Annotated in this window: 16 protein-coding genes, 1 pseudogene and 1 riboswitch; of the genes and pseudogenes, 11 read left to right on the top strand and 6 right to left on the bottom strand. The window is 48.5% G+C overall.

Annotation, left to right across the window (positions count from 1 at the left end):
* Window positions 1-104: 104 nt before the first annotated feature.
* Window positions 105-2,426 carry an McrB family protein gene (locus NX720_RS20305; RefSeq protein WP_262597069.1) on the top strand — a complete coding sequence of 774 codons (2,322 nt, stop codon included), beginning with the start codon at window positions 105-107 and terminating at the stop codon, window positions 2,424-2,426.
* On the top strand, window positions 2,399-4,990 hold the full coding sequence (locus NX720_RS20300) for a restriction endonuclease-like protein (RefSeq protein ID WP_262597068.1): 2,592 nt from the start codon (window positions 2,399-2,401) through the stop codon (window positions 4,988-4,990). The genes NX720_RS20305 and NX720_RS20300 overlap by 28 nt, the downstream gene beginning before the upstream one ends.
* Window positions 4,991-5,212: 222 nt before the next feature.
* Here the strand turns inward: NX720_RS20300 and NX720_RS20295 are convergent, their stop codons facing one another.
* Both NX720_RS20295 and NX720_RS20290 read right to left on the bottom strand, forming a co-directional pair.
* Complete coding sequence (locus NX720_RS20295; protein WP_262597067.1) at window positions 5,213-6,694, bottom strand: anion permease; 1,482 nt, start codon at window positions 6,692-6,694, stop codon at window positions 5,213-5,215.
* 824 nt (window positions 6,695-7,518) lie between these two features.
* Window positions 7,519-8,265: an AAA family ATPase gene (locus NX720_RS20290; protein WP_262597066.1), complete on the bottom strand. Its 747-nt coding sequence runs from the start codon at window positions 8,263-8,265 to the stop codon at window positions 7,519-7,521.
* Between the two features lie 288 nt (window positions 8,266-8,553).
* Between NX720_RS20290 and NX720_RS20285 the strand changes: the two are divergent.
* The 8 genes and pseudogenes from NX720_RS20285 to modC form a co-directional block, all read left to right on the top strand.
* A pseudogene (locus NX720_RS20285) lies at window positions 8,554-9,048 on the top strand (molybdenum cofactor guanylyltransferase); the annotation flags it as partial.
* Between the two features lie 180 nt (window positions 9,049-9,228).
* A complete protein-coding gene (gene moaB, locus NX720_RS20280; protein ID WP_262601622.1) occupies window positions 9,229-9,771 on the top strand; it encodes a molybdenum cofactor biosynthesis protein B in 543 nt (180 codons plus the stop codon).
* On the top strand, window positions 9,768-10,241 hold the full coding sequence (gene moaC, locus NX720_RS20275) for a cyclic pyranopterin monophosphate synthase MoaC (protein WP_262597065.1): 474 nt from the start codon (window positions 9,768-9,770) through the stop codon (window positions 10,239-10,241). The genes moaB and moaC overlap by 4 nt, the downstream gene beginning before the upstream one ends.
* 33 nt (window positions 10,242-10,274) lie before the next feature.
* Entirely contained in the window at window positions 10,275-10,526 is a 252-nt protein-coding gene (moaD, locus tag NX720_RS20270; RefSeq protein WP_262597063.1) for a molybdopterin converting factor subunit 1, read from the top strand.
* Window positions 10,527-10,528: 2 nt separating this feature from the next.
* The gene (gene moaE / locus NX720_RS20265; RefSeq protein WP_262597060.1) at window positions 10,529-10,987 is read left to right on the top strand and encodes a molybdopterin synthase catalytic subunit MoaE; all 459 of its coding nucleotides are present in this window, start codon (window positions 10,529-10,531) and stop codon (window positions 10,985-10,987) included.
* Window positions 10,987-11,736, top strand: coding sequence for a molybdate ABC transporter substrate-binding protein (gene modA / locus NX720_RS20260; protein WP_262597059.1), 750 nt, complete (start codon window positions 10,987-10,989; stop codon window positions 11,734-11,736). Before moaE ends, modA begins: the two co-directional genes overlap by 1 nt.
* 15 nt (window positions 11,737-11,751) lie before the next feature.
* The gene (gene modB, locus NX720_RS20255) at window positions 11,752-12,414 is read left to right on the top strand and encodes a molybdate ABC transporter permease subunit (RefSeq protein WP_262597057.1); all 663 of its coding nucleotides are present in this window, start codon (window positions 11,752-11,754) and stop codon (window positions 12,412-12,414) included.
* Window positions 12,414-13,499 (top strand): molybdenum ABC transporter ATP-binding protein, encoded by a 1,086-nt coding sequence (modC, locus tag NX720_RS20250; RefSeq protein WP_262597056.1) that lies wholly within the window; start codon window positions 12,414-12,416, stop codon window positions 13,497-13,499. The genes modB and modC overlap by 1 nt, the downstream gene beginning before the upstream one ends.
* A 205-nt stretch (window positions 13,500-13,704) precedes the next feature.
* Here modC and NX720_RS20245 read toward each other — a convergent pair whose 3' ends face one another.
* The 4 genes from NX720_RS20245 to mobB all read right to left on the bottom strand — a co-directional run bounded on the left by NX720_RS20245 (window position 13,705) and on the right by mobB (window position 18,495).
* Window positions 13,705-14,544, bottom strand: coding sequence for a dimethyl sulfoxide reductase anchor subunit family protein (locus tag NX720_RS20245; RefSeq protein ID WP_262597053.1), 840 nt, complete (start codon window positions 14,542-14,544; stop codon window positions 13,705-13,707).
* Window positions 14,541-15,167, bottom strand: coding sequence for a DMSO/selenate family reductase complex B subunit (locus tag NX720_RS20240; RefSeq protein WP_262597052.1), 627 nt, complete (start codon window positions 15,165-15,167; stop codon window positions 14,541-14,543). The genes NX720_RS20245 and NX720_RS20240 overlap by 4 nt, the downstream gene beginning before the upstream one ends.
* Before the next feature lie 13 nt (window positions 15,168-15,180).
* The gene (locus tag NX720_RS20235) at window positions 15,181-17,613 is read right to left on the bottom strand and encodes a DMSO/selenate family reductase complex A subunit (RefSeq protein WP_262597051.1); all 2,433 of its coding nucleotides are present in this window, start codon (window positions 17,611-17,613) and stop codon (window positions 15,181-15,183) included.
* A 342-nt stretch (window positions 17,614-17,955) separates the two neighbouring features.
* Entirely contained in the window at window positions 17,956-18,495 is a 540-nt protein-coding gene (gene mobB / locus NX720_RS20230) for a molybdopterin-guanine dinucleotide biosynthesis protein B (protein ID WP_262597050.1), read from the bottom strand.
* Window positions 18,496-18,600: 105 nt separating this feature from the next.
* Window positions 18,601-18,744, top strand: a riboswitch (molybdenum cofactor riboswitch).
* Here mobB and moaA point away from each other — a divergent pair.
* Window positions 18,733-19,713, top strand: coding sequence for a GTP 3',8-cyclase MoaA (gene moaA / locus NX720_RS20225; protein ID WP_262597048.1), 981 nt, complete (start codon window positions 18,733-18,735; stop codon window positions 19,711-19,713). It overlaps the preceding riboswitch by 12 nt.
* Window positions 19,714-19,765: the final 52 nt, after the last annotated feature.

Genomic DNA, 19,765 nt, shown 5'->3' with positions numbered 1-19,765 from the left:
ATCATGCCCCTCCATAAGCAAGATTACAGGGCGTAATCATTGGGGCTAAAGTCTTCAGGAAGTGCTTGAGAATATTACCCAAACGTTAACCCCATGAGGAAAATGTGAGCAAAAAAGCTTTTACAGGAAAATATACCCTCACAGAGTTAAAAGAGTACTCTGACTCCAGCCTCCTTCTGCTGCTTAAAGAGGAGTGGGGTTACCTTAGTGATGAAAAATTTGAAGTCATAGGTCAGCTGACTGCAATCTCCGGACCCAAGAGTGACTTTTTCGTATTGGAGAACATCAAAAACATTCATACAGGTGAGTCTCTGGCATATCCTCTTGATTATTCTGATGTTCGCCAAACGGTTTTTGTCGGCTCAGCATCAGGGCTTAGAAGTGGTCAGTGGGTAATAGCACTTGTTGAACTATCTCCAAAACTTGAACGAAAGAAACACAACAACCCTTTTGGGTTGAAAGCTACAGAAGGCGGCTTACGCATTTTGGAATTGATTCCAAAAAGCCTCAGGCCTGATATTCACCGGACCGAAGATGGACCTGCACTTGAAAGCTGGCTTTTGGATATCTGCTATCAAAAACACCAAGAGCGCATTGTTAAAGACATTATTAAAGAAGGCGATGCCCTGCGAACAAAGATGCTGACAGAACATCAGCAGCACCAAGCTGAACTATCTGCCGAATCTGAAAGTTTAAAATCTAAGCTAGAGCAGCAACAAGAGAAATTGACAGCTGAGGCTGAAAGCCTGCAATCAGAGATAGAGCAGCAGCAAGAGAAGCTGACAGCTGAAGCCGAAAGTCTGCAATCAGAGATAGAGCAGCAGCAGGCATACATTAATGAGACCAAAGAGAAAGACAAAAAATTAAGCGAAGATATCACAAAGAAAAGAAACAAACTCAAAGAGATTAAGAATCAAATGGATGAAACTCACACAATGCACACTCATGCAATAGCCGAGTTTCAATCACAGAAAAAAATCATGGTAAACCAATTGGACACCTTAAATAACTTCATCAAGCAAAAAGCACAAATGTTGCGAGACCTTGACCTGATTGAACAACAGGATATCGATAATATGCTGGGGAAGCAGGTCGTTGACCTGAAGCGTGAAGGCCATGATTTTGCCGAGATATTTAATGCAAATCCAGCAAAGGCCATCAGCTATATTCAGGCTTTTATGTGGCAGCAGGGAATTGTCTATCAGCGCAAGGTGCTTGAAGACTTCTTTGCACTACTCACGACCCACGACCTGATTGTTCTGGCAGGTGACTCAGGTTCTGGTAAAACCAATCTGATTAAATCATTTGCCAGGGCAGTGGGTGGAAAGCATGTAATTATTCCTGTTAAACCAAACTGGACTAGCGCTGAAGACTTATTGGGGTACTACAACCCACTTGAACAGAAGTATCTTGCTACACAGTTTCTGGACGCACTGTTTGAAGCAGCCCGACACCCTGAAACCCCTTATTTCATATGCCTTGATGAAATGAACCTGGCACGAGTGGAGTACTACTTTGCCGATTTCCTCAGCCTGATGGAAGAGCGGGGCGAAGCCCCCGAAATCACACTGTACTCTGATACCGAGGCGACTCATCTGGTCAGTGAGGCTCGTAATTTCCTGGCTCTGGTTGATGAAGCCAAAGATAAGCTTGACAGGGCTGACCTGGTCAGCTTTCTGGATATTCTTCGGGATGAATCGCTAAATAGTAAATTGCATGAACTGTGTGGATTCCGGGAAGGAGATTCCTTACTGAAATACCACGGCCAGCTTCGTAAGTTAATGAGTAGCTACCTGGCAACGCCATCAAAGATTCGCCTCCCTGCTAACGTTCGTATTATTGGTGCGATTAACGTTGATGAAACCACTCATTATCTCTCACCAAAGATTCTTGATCGCGCCCATATAATGCGTTTTTCAAGCCCTCTATTGTCAAACTGGGGTCAGATTGAGGCAGAAATCGAAGAATTCAATTTGGATATGGATTTGCCAATTTCCCTACCCGCTTCTGCTATGGGAATCCGTACACAATACCCGGTGTTCGATCGCAATGACAAACTCGTTCAAACACTGACTCACCTAACACGCGAATTCCTTGTTCCACTGGGAATTGAGTTTGGTATGCGTACCATACGTCAAGCCCGGGGCTATGAATCTGCCATGCAGCCATTTACAGAATCTGATGCACTTATCCTCAATAACATCGTTTTGCACAAGGTTTTGCCAAAACTGATGTTTGATGGTGAAAAAGCCATTGAAGCTGAAATCACTCGCAAAGACAAGCTATTAAGAATGCGGGATTATCTCGCAGAAGCCCTGAACACTCTTGGCGGTTTAGATGGTAGCGATTCATGCATTGCAGAACTTGACCAGGTTATCAGTAACGCCGAGTCCAACGATTGGCTGGTGAATTATTGGTCACGATAATGACTCCAGTAGAAATAAAATACCTGAATGTTACCTGGGAGTCTCCCAGTGAGGCTCTCAAGGTTGAGGCTTGCAATGACGCGCTGAACATAGAGCAAACGGAGACCGGATGGCAGGTGGAAACGTGTACGTTTCCTCACCTATACCACACCATCGGAGTCCGCGTAACAGCTCGTCAGACTTTGCACCCCCCCTATTTCCAACTTGAAAACGGCAAGAAGGAGGAACTACTTCCTGTCAAAGTACCCGGGACCAAAGAGGTTTGGTGGATTCAAAACAGTGGCTGGGATAAAAAACACAAGCGTTATCTGAGCGAGTTATACCGCACAGCTGGCCGTGTTGAATTAGTTGCTCAACAACAAAAAATTTCACTGAAGAACAACACCTTTAACTTTACAGTTGAAGAGCTTGAGCACTACCTGGCTGACTTCAAAAATAACCTCTGGATGCTGATCCTGGATAGCAACAGCGCAGTCAAAGCTGGTGTCGCAAGGGAGGTACCGAACTATCTGGATCTTGAAGTTTTAAAACTTTTTCATGACTTTGCTCAGCACGTGACAAATATAACAAAAAAGCCTGGCATGACTCTCTCTGAAGTCCAGAAGGCGAAGCCATTACGATCGGTACGACCTGTCCCCCGTACATTTAGGGAATATGCCATCAAACCCCATGCTAAAGAGCTGACCAGTAGAGCCAGTATCGAAAGTTATGACACTGCGGAAAATCGATATGTACACTACTGCGTGGAACGGGTTCGCTATCTTTTAAAAGCCCTTAAAACTACCGCTAGTGCGCAAACCAAAATGTGTTCATTGCGTATCCAGCAGGAGAAAAAATGGCTAGATGATAACCGTGATATGGCACACAGGCAGATCGATCATCGTGTTATTGACAGTGAAATTGCCAAATTACAGCAAGATATGGCTGCACTGAATGACAATTGCCATGGTTTCATTGGTGAACAATTTATACCAAACCACCATGAATACAACATTGAGTTTGGCACACATCAATTTTTATTTAATGGTAATTATGGCGGCAAGCAACGATCATTTTTTGGGAAGCGATGGAATGGTGCCGACTTCCAACAAGACGATAACTCCTATCTCGTTGTGAGTCTTCCTTGCCTTGCTGATATTGAGGAAAAAGAGTTAAAACGTACTGAAATTTCAATCACCGGTAATTTTTTTTGGCAAAAGCTTACCAGTAGAAATGGAAGACCATATTATGAGATAACATTTTCACAGGTCTCTGGTGTCTTCATCGTACAGCATCCTTACCTGTCAGAGATACAACGCCTGGAAGAGCGAAGACAGGAACTTGCAGCCGATAACTGGGTTGTACCTCTTGATACAGATGAACTTCAGGAGCGGAAAACAGAGCGAGAAGTTGCAGCAAAAAAAATTGATTTGCTTGAAAAGTTGCAGCAACAATCTGATAAATTTTTCGATAAAATCCCTCAACTCTCACAACCTTTAACTCAAGCTGCAGCTTTTTTTAAAGCCCATAAAGTTAAGAAGCGCTCAAGTTGTCCAAACAGCATGATTTTTATCCAAAATCCATCTTATGCTGCAGCCAAAAGTCTGTTCAAGAAAATAACAACCATGGATGGCATGAACGAGTCGACTCTCAATGCTCTAATGACCATCGACAATATGGGCCTTGTCAATGTTTCAAATCTTTACGAGAAATGGTGCCTATTACAAATCATTAAGGTCTTGAGCCAGACTTACGGTTTCAATATGACGTCTGGATGGCAGCAAGTACTTGTAACTGCCGTACTTCAAAAAAAACATGATGTAGAAATACGGTTTGAAGCTGCAGACCGACAACAATCTCTTCTACTGACTTACGAAAAGGTGCTTGCCTCTGGAAAGCGACCCGATTTTGTTATTGACCTTATTTCTAAAAATTATGTACCAAATGAGAATCCAGGTCATTGGAATTGGGATAGGGAAAAATCATCTCGTATAGTCATGGATGCCAAATTCCGGGGAGAGATGTCTGAGCGTTATCTGCAAGAACTGATTACCGAACTATACGAAAAAAAGGATTACAGTGAAGGAGAAAATAATTCCGTCTACATCCTCCACCCGACTCCGAACGTCATTTCGACTCGAACTTCACCGCTGGATTGGGGGTTAGACTGTGATTTTGGTCAAACCAACAACCACAGACACGGTGCAGTCTTTCTTAGCCCCTCGCTAACTTATATGGGCACGCTGCAACATGTTCAAAGGTTGATTGGTTCATTCTTGCAGAAAAATGCAGCTATTTTGCAAGGAAACAATAATAGAAAAGCCTCACCTGACTGGCACAATATGAGCTGTATCTCATGCGGGAATGCTGAATATGGAAAATTAACTGTGCAGTATCACCCAACGAAAGCAGGTAGTGACAGATGGACCATTAAGTGCTACTCATGCAACCTGCTTAGCGTAAAGACTATTTGTTACTCGTGCAAAACTGATCTTTACAAAAACGGCCCACGGTGGACTTATCACCGGACTCGGGCCGAGCAGCTATCCAATGTTGTCTGTCCTTCATGCGAAGAGTTTTTATAACTCACACCACCTGAACGCAAGTTGCAGGTATCTTGGTATGCTGCATATTCCAGTCAAAATGAACAGCTTCCCTGAGAAGCTGTTCATAATCTTCTCAACATAGGCGCAAAGAAAGCCAAATGTGTAAGTTGCAGCGGTAAAGGCACCAACCTGCCTCAACTGAAAGCCTGTCTGTGCCATTTGAAAAAATGGTGGCCGCTTACCGGCAGCCACAAAATCCAGTTACAGACCGAGAATGGCCCACCACGTAAAGCCAACAGCCATAAAGATAGCGGCACCGACAATAGCAATCACCAACCCAATCTTCATCCAGTCATTAGTGTTGTGGTAACCGTAACCCATCAATAATGGGTTACGGGCATGACTGTAGGTTGTAAGGTTGCAGCCAATATTCGTGATGCCTGCTACTGCCAACAACGCTAGCATCGGACTTACGCCCAGAGATACCAGAGAGCCAAGGATAACAGGTGCCAGTGCGACCACTTTTGCGGTTCCTGAGGCAAAGAAATAAGCGGTAAAAAGATAGAATGTCATCATCAGTAACAGCACGACAGTAGCTCCGGAATTTCCAACACCGGCACTGATAATGTCTGAAACATTGTCGCCTACCCAGCCTGTGAACCCAAGCGTTTTCAGTTGTCCGGCCATTCCCATTAATACAGCAAACCAGACCAGCGTATCCCAGGCGCCTCTCTCAGCTTTAATATCCTCCCAGGTTAGCACTCCGGTCAAAAGCAGAAGTGACAGTCCAACCATCGCAGAAGTGGTAGAGTGCAGGCCGAGAGAAGCTCCGCCAATCCACATCACTAACAATGCTGCAAAAACACACAATAACTTTTTCTCGGCAAATGAGGTTGCACCCATTTTTTTTAGTTCTTCTCTGGCAAACAGACGGGCTTCTGGCGTATCCCGGGTTTCTGGATGAATCACTTTGTAGAGGATGTAAGGCATGATCAATAGCAGTGCCAAAGATGGAACCAGCAGATACATTATCCAGGACGAAAAGGTTAACTCAATGCCCAACACTGACGCGCCGATTCCGGCCAAAGCCAGATTTCCTGCAAAGCCTGTAAGGAATGCGACTGCTGACGCATCATTCATGGCACTACAGCAAGACATGAAAAACATGCCCAGCTTGCTGTCTTTATCATTGATGGTTTTAGCAAGGGAGTCCGCGATAGGGGAGACAATAGCAGCACGCGCGGTATTACTGGGTGTGACGGGGGCAATAATATAATCAGCCAAACCCAGACAATAGGCAATATGGAGGGTAGACTTGCCAAACTTACTGAGCAGCAATAAAGCTATTCTGCGACCCAGGCCTGTTTTGGAAAAGGCCCTGGCAATCATGAAAGCAATCACGATCATCCAGATCAGCAGGTTACTGAGAGAACTAACCGGAGTTGCAATCGCAGCAGCGGCGGTAGCCTCTCCACCAGCTCGTAAAACGGCGTAGACAGCAATACCAATAATAGCGATGGCACCGGTTGGAAGTACATTGGCAACGATAGAGGCAATCAGTGAGATAAAAATTATCGCTGTTCTGTAGGCTGGCAGCGTTAAGCCTTCGGGTGGAGCTATGAACCAGGCGATCAGGGCAACACCCAGAATAACCAGAAAAGGAATAAGTTTGACGTTTAGTAGTTTTTCACCCGATATGGAATCAGCCTGAGAGGCTGAACCACTTTGCATAGTTGTGCTCATTACCAAAGTGTCCCTGTAAGTACAAATAGCTATAACCACATCACTGTATCGAATGGAATTGTAGGGGGTGTTGATGTTAGTCAATAAGACCCGTAAACCGACCAGCTACCTCAATGACGATGGGACAGGAATAACGGTAGGAGGTAGGGCAAGTTGCTCCATTACTCAGGGTGGATATGGATCCTGACTATTCGATTCTAATTTGCCCTCCTTTTTTTGATAGAGCTGAAGCTGTTGGTTAAGTGAGCTGATGAAATTCATACTTCTTGAAGCGATGGTTTGGACTCCAAGTTTTGGAGCACAGGTTTTTATCAGCTCACTTTTATGTCGTGTGCAAAAAATCGCTCTGAGAAGAATGGGTGGGGGCTTAGACTATAGGAGTCACCGAATGCTCACGCAAAAGATACAAAAAATACGATGCAACCGGTTGTTTTTATTGATATTTTTATTTTGTAACAAAAAGCAGACTTCTTAACCGTATAGCTCTAAAGCTAATTGCCAACTTAAATGTGTTTACAATGTTCAAACAGTTGTTTTAAAGCTATACATATCAGGGGCTTGCAAGACATAGTAATTGCCAACTTAATTGTGTATCTATCAGCGTTTTGACAGATACACCATTAAGTTGGCAATCAAGGTTGTTTTCTATCCATGCTGTCTGGTAGCAACTGCCAGACAGTGATTTTTATATCCCACCAAAGAATATCTTTATTCTTTATCGAATCCACGTAAAACCCCGTACTTTTAGAGGGTGTCGCAAAACCCTTTTCAGGGCGGGGAGGATGTCAACTGAGTAGCGCAACGAAGAACGCCCATAAACAGTCTCAGCTATCGTCCTTTTGTTCAAATAACCAGCGAAAATACCTTTCCGGGGCTTCAAGGAAAGACTTTGTCAGTTGGTAGTGACTGCTGTCCTGGTAGTTTATTTCTTTGATGCAGCCATCATCAAAACTGATCACTTTGGCACCCGGGTAGCTCAACAGGATAGGAGAGTGAGTTGCAATCAGAAATTGCGCATGACCGGGAACTTCCAGTTGATTGATGATACTCATGAATGTGAGCTGTCTTTGTGGAGAAAGAGCGGCTTCCGGCTCGTCGAGAATATAGAACCCCTGTTCGAACCTGTTTTCAAATAATGCCAGAAAGGACTCACCGTGTGACTGCTTGTGTAATGACTTCCCCCCGTAAGCACGCAGGTCTGAAACGGTTTCAATGTAAGTAGCGAAGTTGAAAAAGCTTTCAGCCCTGAGAAAGAAGCCCTCTGTTGTTCTTGGCATCCATGACAATCTGAGCGCGCTGGCTAATTCAGAACGATCTTCGAACTGCTCCCTGTAATGGTCTCGACTCCCTCCTTCAGGGTTGAAGCCACAGCATTCTGCTATAGCTTCCAGCAACGTGGACTTCCCGCTACCATTTTCACCAACCAGCATGGTTACTTTTGAATCAAGGGTAATATTAATTCCATTCTCAAAAGCAGGGATATTGAAGGGAAAGCGACTTCTCTCGAACCGTTCTTCAAGACTGGAAATTCTATGCAGAAAAGGAGATCCAAAGCTTAGTCTGCTTCTCATGTAATGTCTCACCCGCTTACTTAAGGTTGCTTTGCAGCACTCATTATATTCAGGTTTATTTCTTTCTGATAACCGTAGTGTTCAGACAGGTTTCAACGCAGATTCACGGTTCTTACTCTGTATCCATTATTTTTGCAGGCCGAGGCTCCTGCCGGAAGAACTGTTTAACCATCTGAACTACTTTCTGCAGCAGCGTATTCCGGAATTTCTGTCAGAACACAAACAGTCAGTCCGCCGACCTGAGCCCTGTCTCATTGGCAGCGATTCTGCTAGCATCGCTTCAGGAAAATGGTTTTAAAAATCCCTATGAGCAGTTTATACGGGCTGGTTCTGGCTGGCGGGCAGTCATCCAGGATGGGCCGCAACAAAGCCTTGCTGGAGTGGCAGGAAAAGCCGCTGTTTCTGGCAATGGCTGACAAACTGGCAGCTGCCGGCGCAGACCCGGTTCTGATCAGTGGTAACAACCAGATAACTGCCCGTCAGCCTGGCAGAACGGTGACTGACCGACTACCGGGGAGAGGCCCGCTCAGCGGCATACATGCGGCACTCTCTAAAATACCAAACGACGATTGCTTTTTAACTAGACTGCTGGCAGTACCCGTTGATATGCCGCTGCTCTCGACAGAGCTACTAAAGTATCTGGCAGACCGCAGCAGGCAGCACCAGTCACCCTGCCATTTTCAGGACTTCGCACTACCCTTTTGTCTGCCGGTGACCGCCTGCCTGCGGGAAAGAGTTGAGTGGGCTATTCATAGTCCTGACCGAAAAGATTACTCAATCCGGCGTTTGCTCAGATACCTGGATAGCAGGGCAGTTCCCCTGCCTGCACAGGATCAGGAAACACTGTTCATAAACACTAACACTCCGGAAGAATGGCACGCCTGCCAGACTTTTGCCCGGAGCCAGAGCACTAATAAACCTAAAAACATTCATAAAGAGTGCTCGCAACAACAGAGAGACCCCATGGCGCACAAGCAAGCTTCAGAATTTATTCCACTGCATATTGCGGTTCTGACCGTTTCCGATACCCGCACCGAAGACAATGACACATCCGGTCGCCTGCTGGTCGATCAACTTAAGTCTGAAGGTCATCTTCTGGCAGAAAAGGCCATTGTAAAAGACGACATCTACAAAATTCGTGAGGTACTGTCCCGCTGGATTGCTGCTAACACGGTTCAGGCTGTTCTGATCACCGGAGGCACTGGTTTCTCTGGCAGAGACAGCACGCCGGAAGCCGTTCTACCACTATTTGACAAGGAAGTAGACGGCTATGGTGAGCTGTTCCGCCAGCTGTCCTATGAACAGATCGGCACTTCAACCATTCAGTCCAGAACCGTTGCCGGTTTTGCCAATGGCACCGTTATCTTTGTTATGCCCGGCTCCAACAACGCCTGCAAAACTGCGTGGGAAGGCATTATCAAAGAACAGCTGGACAGCAGGCACCGCCCCTGCAACTTCGTAGAACAGCTGAAGAATGTTGAACCCGTCAAGGCTGTAAGCCAATGAGCCTGACCCATACCGATGCCCTGGGCAAAGCCAGCATGGTGGATGTTGGCGACAAAGACGTCTCTCGTCGTGAAGCCAGAGCCGAAGCCTATATCACCATGAAGCCCCAAACCCTGATACTGGTGCAGGATAATGGCCTGAAAAAAGGCGATGTGCTGGCAGTGGCCCGCATCGCTGGTATTCAGGCCGCAAAACAGTGCGGCACGCTTATCCCCCTGTGCCATCCATTGATGTTGAATTATATTGGCGTCGAGTTTGAGATTCAGCCAGAGCACAACCGTATTCGTATTGAAAGCTGTTGTCGTCTGAGTGGCAAAACCGGTGTCGAAATGGAAGCCCTCACCGCCGCCTCGGTAGCGGCTTTAACCATTTACGATATGTGTAAAGCCGCAGACAAAGACATGCGGGTTGATGGCATTCGCGTACTGGAAAAAAGTGGGGGCAAAAGCGGTCACTATGTGGCTGATTAAACAGGTTGGAATGAACTAGACGATGTAAGTCCTATGATGAAAGTATTATTTTTCGCCAGCTACCGCGAGCAACTGAACTGCAATGAGCTGGCACTCCCCCCCGAAGAGCAACCTGCTAACCTGTCGGCGCTACGGCAGCAGTTGTCTGAAAAAGGCGACGACTGGCGTGAAATTATGGAAGACAGGCGAACCCTCGTTGCATTAAATCAAACCATGACCCGCCATGATGCTGAATTAAAAGACGGTGATGAAGTCGCATTCTTCCCGCCAGTGACAGGGGGATAACCATGACTGCTGTTTATATTTCTGTTCAAAACGAGGATTTTGACTCTGCTCAGGAGCAGGCAAGGTTATCTGATAATGCTGCCGTGGGTGGGGTTGTCACCTTTACCGGGCTGGTGCGGGACAATAATCTGGACAATCAGGTCAATGGATTATACCTGGAACATTATCCGGGCATGACCGAAAGCGCTTTGCAGGCCATAGCGGAAGAAGCCAGCGAGCGCTGGTCACTGTACGGCGTCAGCGTTATACACCGGGTCGGCCAGCTCCACCCCACAGACCGCATTGTCTTTGTCGGCACGGCCAGTGCGCATCGACAGGACGCCTTTGCCGCCTGCGATTTTATTATGGACTACCTGAAAACCCGAGCGCCTTTCTGGAAAAAAGAAACAACACCCGGGGGTGACCGGTGGGTTGAAGAACGACAGAGCGACAAGGATGCAGCGCAACGATGGGAAGATTAATGCAGAGTAAAGCTTTGAGAATTGTCCTGTGCGGCCTGGCACTATTGACGACAATGCTCAGTCCGATTGCTAACGCCGCCAACCTTAGACTGGCGGTGGCCGCTAATTTCAAACCCGTTATTGACGAACTGGCAAAGGAGTTCGAACAGCAGCACGATAGTAAAGTGCTGGTCTCATCGGCTTCATCCGGCACTCTCTACAACCAGATCAGCAATGGCGCACCTTTTGACCTGTTCCTGTCAGCCGATGCAGAACGCCCCGCAAGGCTGGAGCAGGATGACTTAATCGTTCCCGGCAGTCGTGAACCTTACGCCTATGGTCGTCTGGTGTTATGGAGCACCTCTGACAGCCCCCTGAGTCTGAAGACTCTGGAAGAATATAAAGGTCGTCTGGCGATTGCCAATCCGGCACTGGCACCCTATGGTCTTGCGGCACAACAGACCCTGGAAAAGATGCACCTCTGGCAGGGCTATCAGGGCAGGCTGATTCAGGGGGCTAACATTCAGCAGACGTGGCAGTTTGTAGTCAGCGGTAATGTCAGTCTGGGTCTGGTGGCAAAGTCCCAGGTTATGGATCAGCCTGAAAGCCACTTGCTGGAAATCCCCGAAGATTACTACGCCCCGATCCGGCAGGAGCTGGTACTTTTGAAACGAAGCAAACAGCCTCTGGCTAAAATCTTCAGGGACTTTCTGCTCAGTGACACCAGTCAGGCTTATATTGCCAATCACGGATACCGACCCGCAAAGTAAGGAAACTGGCGACTTATGTTATCAGCAGCAGTCTGGCTGACTCTGAAACTGGCGTTAACCACCACTCTGATTTTAATGGTGACTGGCATTCCCCTGGCATGGAAGCTCTCCACTATGCGCAGTCGTCTGCGACCGGTGATTGAAGCACTGGTTGGGCTGCCGCTGGTTTTGCCACCGACGGTACTGGGCTTTTACCTGCTGCTGGCCTTTTCGCCCAACAACCCTCCGGGACAGCTCTGGCTGAGCATAACCGGCTCTACGCTGGCGTTCAGCTTTTCCGGTCTGGTGGTCGCTTCGGTACTGTACTCCCTGCCTTTTGTCGTACAACCATTGCAGCGATCCTTTGAACAGCTGGATCATGGCCTGCTTGAAGCGGCTGCAATGCTGGGCGCCCGTCGTCTGGATCGTTTCATGACGATTGTTCTGCCCAACACCCAGCGCGCCCTGCTTCTGGCTGCCTGCATGGGCTTTGCCCATACCGTTGGTGAGTTTGGTGTGGTCTTAATGATTGGCGGCAATATTCCCGGTGAAACCCAGGTATTGTCCATCGCCCTGTTTGATGCGGTGGAAACCCAGCAGTTTGCAACGGCCCATACCATTGCCGGCGGCCTGCTTGCCTTTGCCATGGCCTTACTGGTTGTTCTGTACAGTATTGATCGTCGGGGGAATCAACGTTGATGGATAACAACATTCTGCAATTTACGCTGGACCTGCCCAGGGATCATTTTCATATCAGTCTCGACCAGAGCCTGGCACTCGATGGTATCTGGGGAGTTATGGGGTCATCCGGGTGCGGAAAGACGTCACTGCTACGCTGTCTTGCCGGGCTGGAAACCGGCGTACAGGGCCGGATAATCTGTAACGGTCGCACATGGCTTGATTCGGAGCAGGGTATTTTTTTACCACCAGAGCAGCGGGGCATTGGTTACATTTTTCAGGAGGCGAGACTGTTTCCGCACCTGAATGTGACGGGCAACCTTCAGTTTGCCCGGAAACGGGCTAACCCGAATCAGGCGGCACTGTCTTTTGCTGACATCATTCAGCAGATGGGTATCGGACATCTGCTGGAGCGAACGGTGGATAAACTGTCCGGCGGAGAAAAACAGCGGGTTGCCATTGCCCGCACTCTTCTTAACGCCCCTTCCCTGCTGTTAATGGACGAACCGCTGGCCTCTCTGGACTGGCCTTCCCGGCTCAGCATAATGCCCTGTCTGAAACAGATTCAGCGGGAATTCAAAATCCCCGTCGTTTTTGTCAGTCATTCTAAAGAAGAAGTGGCAAGGCTGGCAGACAGCCTGCTGCTGATGCACCAGGGACAGGTCATTGAAAAAGGGATCTGCCGACACTTGCTTAACCGGTTGGAGGAACAGGATAACAGCGACCAGCCTTTATCAGCGCTGGATGCCACCGTATTGAAGCACGATCCACACTACGGGCTTACAACAATACAGGTCGATCAACACAGGCTGTACGCAGGTCAACTGAACAGCCGACCAACAGGAACCCCTGTAAGGGTGGTGGTGCCAGCCAGTGAAATCAGCCTGACCCTGGAGCCTTTACAGGCATCCAGCATCCAGAACTGTATACCGGTCCATATTGCCAGTTTGCAGAAGCAGGGCCATCATCATGTACTGCTCTCCCTGAGTCTTGGAGAGCAGGAACTGATCTGCCAGATCACCCGAAAGTCCTTTGATACATTACAACTGTCTGCTGGCAATACAGTGTTCGCCTGTTTTAAGGCATCGGGTCTGGAAGTGCTCTAGATCATAAGCGGTATGATCAAAAGAGAGATATCATGGATGGATCAACAGCCGGATCAGCCTCAGCAATAACAAGTACTGACCCACCTTCCTCCATCAACAAATGGGCTTTGCTCTTAAAATATGTCCATGGGGGCAGTAAAAAGGCGGGAAAACAGTGCAACCCTGAGCCAGCAGTCGCTGACCCGGGGCTGCCAGGCGTTATCACTTACATGCCGGAACCAGCACTCAGATAGATATCGTAGAAGAAAGCACGACCCATAAATTCAGAGGCCAGCACGACAACAAAGCTGATTGCAGCCGGATAACCACTGTTGCCACCACGCATGGCAGAGACTGCAAACATCAGTACCCCACCCACCAGAAGCACCAGACGAACCACCGTCAGTATCTGACCGTAGCTCAGCATCGCCATAGGATTAACAGCAACCGGTAACTGTCCCAGCCAGAACAAGTAGCCTACATAACCCACCAGGGCAATGGTCATTGTCATCAATACAGCCATTCCTAACGCTTTATCAGTCAGAGCCAGACCGCTAAGGTTGACTGACTGAAAGCGCAATAATGCAGCCGCCGCTATGGGCCCCACAACCGCTGCCGTCATCAGGAACTGAAAAGGTGTCCAGTTGCTGTTCCAGCTCGTTACTGTTGCCAGCGTGTAAACTCTTGAAATAGCAAGAATCAAAACAACTCCCAACACCATGGCAACAGGCAACACCAGCTTTTGCAATCCTGGTGCAATACCAAAAAGCCGCATAGCCGTATAGGTGACACCGGCACCACCAAACAGGCTAAGAGCCACAATTTCCAGACTCAGTGCAGAGAAGTGTTCCAGACCCAACAATACGTTGAACATCCGGAAAGGTTGTCCCAGGTGGGTGATCGATGCCACCGCACCCAAACCCAACAGAACAAACACGGCCATAAAGCTGCGTGTCATCACCTTTTCATTTGGCTTGGCCAGCATTTCAACCAGGCCAAGAGTGACAAACAAACCAACTGCGCTTTGTGCCAGAACAGTGAAGAAAACCAGAGACAACTGACTCATAATCCTACCTCCTGCGGGTTCTCAATTTTGCCTTCTTTATCACCGCTCAGGCGGGAATTACGAGAGGTACCAATAATTACTGATGGATTGGTCAGCGTCGGATCCGGCAGTGGCGCAATATCGGCACGGTTTCCGTATCTGGCACGCAATTCATCAATCGGGCCAAACTCCAGCGCACGCAGCGGGCAGGACTCAACACACACTGGCTGTTGGCCTGTAGCCACTCTTTCATAACAGCCATCGCACTTACTCATAACTTTCTTGACCGGGTTAAACTGTGGTGCCCCGTAAGGACAGGCCATTTCACAGTAACGGCAGCCTACGCATACGGTGTTGTCCACGACTACCAGACCGTCTTCTTCACGCTTATGCATAGCGCCTGTCGGGCATGCTTTGGTACAGGCAGGCTGCGCACAGTGGTTACAGCTGATGGATACATAATAAGCAAACACATCATTGCTGAAAGTACCGTCTTCGTGCTGAACCCAGTCACCTCCGGAGTATTCGTAAACACGACGCCAGTTCATACCTACTGGCAGATCATTTTTGTCTTTACAAGACAGTTGACAGGTTTTACAGCCGGTACACTTGCTGGTATCGACATAGAATCCCATTTGAGCCATTGTTCAATACTCCTCAGACCTTGGCGATTTCAACCAGATTGGTGTGTTGGGGGTTCCCTTTCGACAAAGGTGTTGGCCTTTGATTCGTCAACACATTGAAACAACCACCACGATCAACCCCTTTGCGATCTGGCTTGTACCAGGCACCTTCACCCAAAGCCATCACTCCGGGAATGATTCGTGGAGTTACCTTAGCCAGAACCCGGGTTTCGCCACGGTCATTCCAGATACGTACCTGGTCACCATTTTTAATGCCACGGGTCTTCGCATCAATCGGGTTCATCCAGACGCCATCCATCACCGCTTCACGAAGTTCCGGAATGTTATGATAAGTCGAGTGAACCCGCCCTTTAGTGTGGAAACCAACCAGCTGCAAAGGATACTTCTCTGTCAGCGGATCAAGGTGACTTTCCCAGGTGGTCACATATTGCGGTAACGGGGTGATGACATCGCCTTCAGGCAGAATCCACTCTTTTGCAATCTTCTCCAGCTTGGTGGAGTAGATTTCAATTTTACCCGAAGGTGTTCCTAATGCGTGTTTCACCGGGTCAGTACGGAAGTCTTCCAGTGCAACCCGTTTATCCTCCGGTGCCATAACCCTGAAAGGACCGTCTTTTCGCAGCTGCTCCAGAGAGGGTAAGCGGGAGTCTTTGGCCCGGGCTCCGGCGTACAGATACTCAACCCACTGCTCATGGGTACGGCCTTCTGTATACTGCTCACGAATTCCAAAACGTTCTGCTACGCCCACACACACATCGTAAGCACTGCGGCACTCATACATCGGCTTAATAGCCGGTACCAGTGGTACAACTGCACCCAGAGAACCGGAAGCGTAACCATCGGAGCTGACCTCTGTGTTTTCCAGAGTCGTCACATCAGGTAACAGCAAATCAGCAAAGCGTGCGCTCGGTGTCATATGATTATCGAGAAGAACGATAAATTCACACAGGCTTTCATCACGCAAGATTTCTCTCGTGCGGTTTATATCAGCATGCTGGTTAGCCAACATATTACTGGCATAACTGATCAGCATTTTGATTGACGTGTTTAATTGCTTAACGCCCAGAACGCCATCCGTTTTGTCTGTCATTTCCTGACCCCGGACGATAGCGTCCGTCCAGCCAAAGAAAGGAATAGAGGCTTTTACAGGGTTTGTTCCGGTCGGAATTGTTGGCACCGGGTAACTATAGTTCGCGGGCATATCACCGGTATTAGTACCGGGCAGACCAATGTTACCGGTCAGAATGGGCAACATAACAATAGAACGGGCTGACTGCTCACCGTTGGCCTGACGTTGAATGCCAGTACCCTGAAGGATATAAGCCGGTTTGGCAGAACCAATTTCGCGAGCCAGCTGAATAATCTTTTTGGCTGGAATACCAGTTATGCCAGAAGCCCACACCGGTGTTTTTTCGATACCGTCAGGCCCCTGACCCAGGATATGAGCTTTATAGTGTCCATTTTTCGGAGCACTGGCCGGCAGTGTTTTTTCATCGTAGCCCTGACAGTACTTATCCAGAAATGCCTGGTCCACCAGGTTCTCGGTAATCAACACATGGGCAATACCTTCAACCAGCGCAGCATCGGTTCCGGGACGAATAGGAATCCATTCATCTTCTTTACCCAGCATAGTGTCGGTATAACGAGGATCAATAATGATGGTGCGAACATTTCTCTCACGCACAGCCACGCTGTGCTCGTAAATTTCACCGCCGCCACTCATTCGGGTTTCAGCCGGGTTGTACCCAAACATCACCAGCAGATCTGCGCTTTTAATTTCCGAGGTATAACTACCATTAGCAGCGGCCTTGATATCACCGTATGTGAAAGGCAGGGCATGCTGAATCTGTCCCCAGCTGTAGTTACCATAATAATTCAGGTTGCCCCCCAGCATATTCATCAGGCGATGCAGGGCATGCTGACCATCGGTTCGATAGCCTTGCGTACCGGTGCCGTAAGTGAAAAAGATGGACTCATTGCCATAGGCGTCAATGATGTGCTTCATTTTTCCAGCCAGCAGATCCAGCGCCTCATCCCAGCTGATACGCTCAAAACGACCTTCACCACGCTCTCCGATACGCTTCATCGGGTATTTCAGGCGATCCGGGTTATAAACCCGATGCTTAATAGAACGACCTCGCAGGCAGGCACGAATCTGGTGCTCTCCAAAAACTTTATCGTCACCCCGATTATCAGACTCTATTTGGGTAATAACGCCGTCATTAGTATGCACCCGCAGTGCGCAGCGACTCCCGCAGTTCACCATACAGGCGGACCAGGTCGTTTTGTTTTCAGGGGTTTTCTTATCGGTAAAAGCAGCTTTGGCAACAGACTTTAGCGGTAGTCCTGCGCTGACTACAGAGGCGCCTCCTAACAGCGAGCCCCACTTCATAAAGCTGCGCCGCTTCATAGGCGACAGAATCGTTTTATCAAGCCAGTTTTTCATTGAGTGCTCCGGTCAATTGGGTTTGACCTGAGTAGCAAACTCCTGAAATAAAATGTTTTTTTAATAGGCACATGGACGAGAGCTTGCAGTCAGGATTCAGGCTGTGCAAATAATAAAGGCATGTTTCGCAGGCAATAATTGATCTGAATCAACTAGTGTTGACTATTTTTTGTGCTGCCAAATATTAAACACTCTGACCATGCGGCCACTTACCAGCGCAAGTGCGGTATCTACCCGCCATATAAAGCCTGTCCCTAACGTACCGGCAGATAAGAATGATTTAGATTTGCCGCTACCTGTGCAGGTTGGCGCCGCGGAGTGTATTAATTCATCAGCAATCAGTCATGGGATAATTCCTTTAAAGAAGGTGGCAATAATAAAGTCTGCAATCTGTTCAGGATGGTTGATATCCAGAACCGGCATTAAACGCTCTGGCTGATAGCCAGAATCATCACGGGCGATGGCAATAATATTAGAGTCGCCGGGATACAACAGGGGTTTGTTCAGAACGGGCCGGTGCAGTTCGATCTTGGCAAAAGGCTCATCACGAAACCCTTCCACCACGACCAGGTCCAGGTTATCCAGGTCCAGCAAACGAAGCTGTTCTGCAAGCGTACGGGGGGTACCCGGGTCTCGCTCGGTGTAACAGACAGACCGCCGTGGCGTGCTCAAGACCAGCTGTGTGGCACCCGCATGCCGCAGACGATAACTGTCCTTGCCCGGTTTGTCCGGATCAATATCATGGTGCGATGCTTTTACTATTCCCACCCTGAGTTTTCGCCCTACCAGAATGGGCAGCAGCTTTTCCAGCAGTGTGGTCTTACCCGTACCACTGTACGCCGCAAATCCGATTAGAGGTGTTTGACAATTTACAATGCGCATAATTAAAGCCAACAAAAGTCGAGCAGTATGATAAACATTTTTTCACAAAGCAGCTTTTCTGTATGGAAATCACTCGCACAGATCGTTAGGATAGTCCCTGACAATTATTATTATGAGCGCCGAGCTTCAGCCCCTAAACCCATGGCATGGTTCTGAAGCCGTAGCAGAATGACGTACTCGCTGCTACCAGGGTTCTGGCAGAAATGCCAGTGCCTCCCGCATTTGGAAAGGTGTTTAATGTTACGTTTGCAAGACAACCTGGGGCGAACCTTCCCCTACCTGAGACTCTCGATTACCGACCTGTGTAATTTCCGCTGCAATTACTGCTTGCCTGACGGGTGTGAAGAGCATCACCATAAGCAATCCCTGACCGTAGACGAAATACGACGATTAATTAGTGCTTTCGCCCGGCTGGGTGTAGAAAAAGTGCGTATTACCGGTGGTGAGCCGACCCTGCGCCATGAATTTAACGACATTGTATCGACGATTAAACAGATTCCCGGTATTCAGACCGTCGCCATGACCACCAATGGTTACAGGATGGATGAGCGAATTGAGTCCTGGCTGAAAGCTGGGGTGGACGCTATCAACGTCAGCATAGACAGCCTGGATGCCCGGGGTTTCCAGACCATCACCGGCCATGACCGCCTGCAGGAAGTCCTGAACGGTATCAAGAGAGGGTTCCAGCTGGGCATGCCGGGTTTCAAGGTCAATGCGGTACTGATGCGTGGTCACAACGCTGACCAGCTGCCTGACTTCCTGAACTGGATTAAGGACCAGCCCATCACCCTCCGCTTTATTGAACTGATGCAGACCGGAGATAACCAGGACTTCTTTAACCAGCAACACCTGGCGGGTAATACCGTGCGCGAACAGTTGCTCAACAGCGGCTGGGTCAGGGTAGTCCGGCATAAATCAGCAGGGCCCGCGCAGGAATATTATCACCCCGACTACCGTGGTCGCATCGGCCTGATTACGCCCTATTCACCGGATTTCTGTGACGACTGCAACCGTCTGCGGGTCAGCAGCCTGGGCAAACTACAGCTGTGCCTGTTCGGCGACCAGGGCTACGACCTGAGAGACCTGCTACAGAGCGACCAGCAACAGCCGGAACTGATCAACCGCATCCGCAACTTTATCCAGCTAAAGCAGGATAAACACTTTCTGGAAGATGGCTTTACCGGCGGCACAGCCACACTGGCGCAGATTGGTGGTTAACCAGCCCCCCAGCCTGCTGCTTTCTGTACGAATCCTGTGGAACAACATCCCG

Source organism: Endozoicomonas euniceicola (assembly GCF_025562755.1).
Lineage (GTDB): Bacteria > Pseudomonadota > Gammaproteobacteria > Pseudomonadales > Endozoicomonadaceae > Endozoicomonas_A > Endozoicomonas_A euniceicola.
This window is presented reverse-complemented; position numbering and strand designations above follow the sequence as displayed.

Excerpts from the sequence above, each read along its gene's own strand:
- NX720_RS20295 (WP_262597067.1), bottom strand. The coding sequence starts at position 6,694 with ATGAGCACAACTATGCAAAGTGGTTCAGCCTCTCAGGCTGATTCCATA.
- NX720_RS20290 (WP_262597066.1), bottom strand. The coding sequence starts at position 8,265 with ATGAGAAGCAGACTAAGCTTTGGATCTCCTTTTCTGCATAGAATTTCC.
- moaB (WP_262601622.1), top strand. The coding sequence starts at position 9,229 with ATGGCGCACAAGCAAGCTTCAGAATTTATTCCACTGCATATTGCGGTT.
- moaC (WP_262597065.1), top strand. The coding sequence starts at position 9,768 with ATGAGCCTGACCCATACCGATGCCCTGGGCAAAGCCAGCATGGTGGAT.
- moaD (WP_262597063.1), top strand. The coding sequence starts at position 10,275 with ATGATGAAAGTATTATTTTTCGCCAGCTACCGCGAGCAACTGAACTGC.
- moaE (WP_262597060.1), top strand. The coding sequence starts at position 10,529 with ATGACTGCTGTTTATATTTCTGTTCAAAACGAGGATTTTGACTCTGCT.
- modA (WP_262597059.1), top strand. The coding sequence starts at position 10,987 with ATGCAGAGTAAAGCTTTGAGAATTGTCCTGTGCGGCCTGGCACTATTG.
- modB (WP_262597057.1), top strand. The coding sequence starts at position 11,752 with ATGTTATCAGCAGCAGTCTGGCTGACTCTGAAACTGGCGTTAACCACC.
- modC (WP_262597056.1), top strand. The coding sequence starts at position 12,414 with ATGGATAACAACATTCTGCAATTTACGCTGGACCTGCCCAGGGATCAT.
- NX720_RS20245 (WP_262597053.1), bottom strand. The coding sequence starts at position 14,544 with ATGAGTCAGTTGTCTCTGGTTTTCTTCACTGTTCTGGCACAAAGCGCA.
- NX720_RS20240 (WP_262597052.1), bottom strand. The coding sequence starts at position 15,167 with ATGGCTCAAATGGGATTCTATGTCGATACCAGCAAGTGTACCGGCTGT.
- NX720_RS20235 (WP_262597051.1), bottom strand. The coding sequence starts at position 17,613 with ATGAAAAACTGGCTTGATAAAACGATTCTGTCGCCTATGAAGCGGCGC.
- mobB (WP_262597050.1), bottom strand. The coding sequence starts at position 18,495 with ATGCGCATTGTAAATTGTCAAACACCTCTAATCGGATTTGCGGCGTAC.
- moaA (WP_262597048.1), top strand. The coding sequence starts at position 18,733 with ATGTTACGTTTGCAAGACAACCTGGGGCGAACCTTCCCCTACCTGAGA.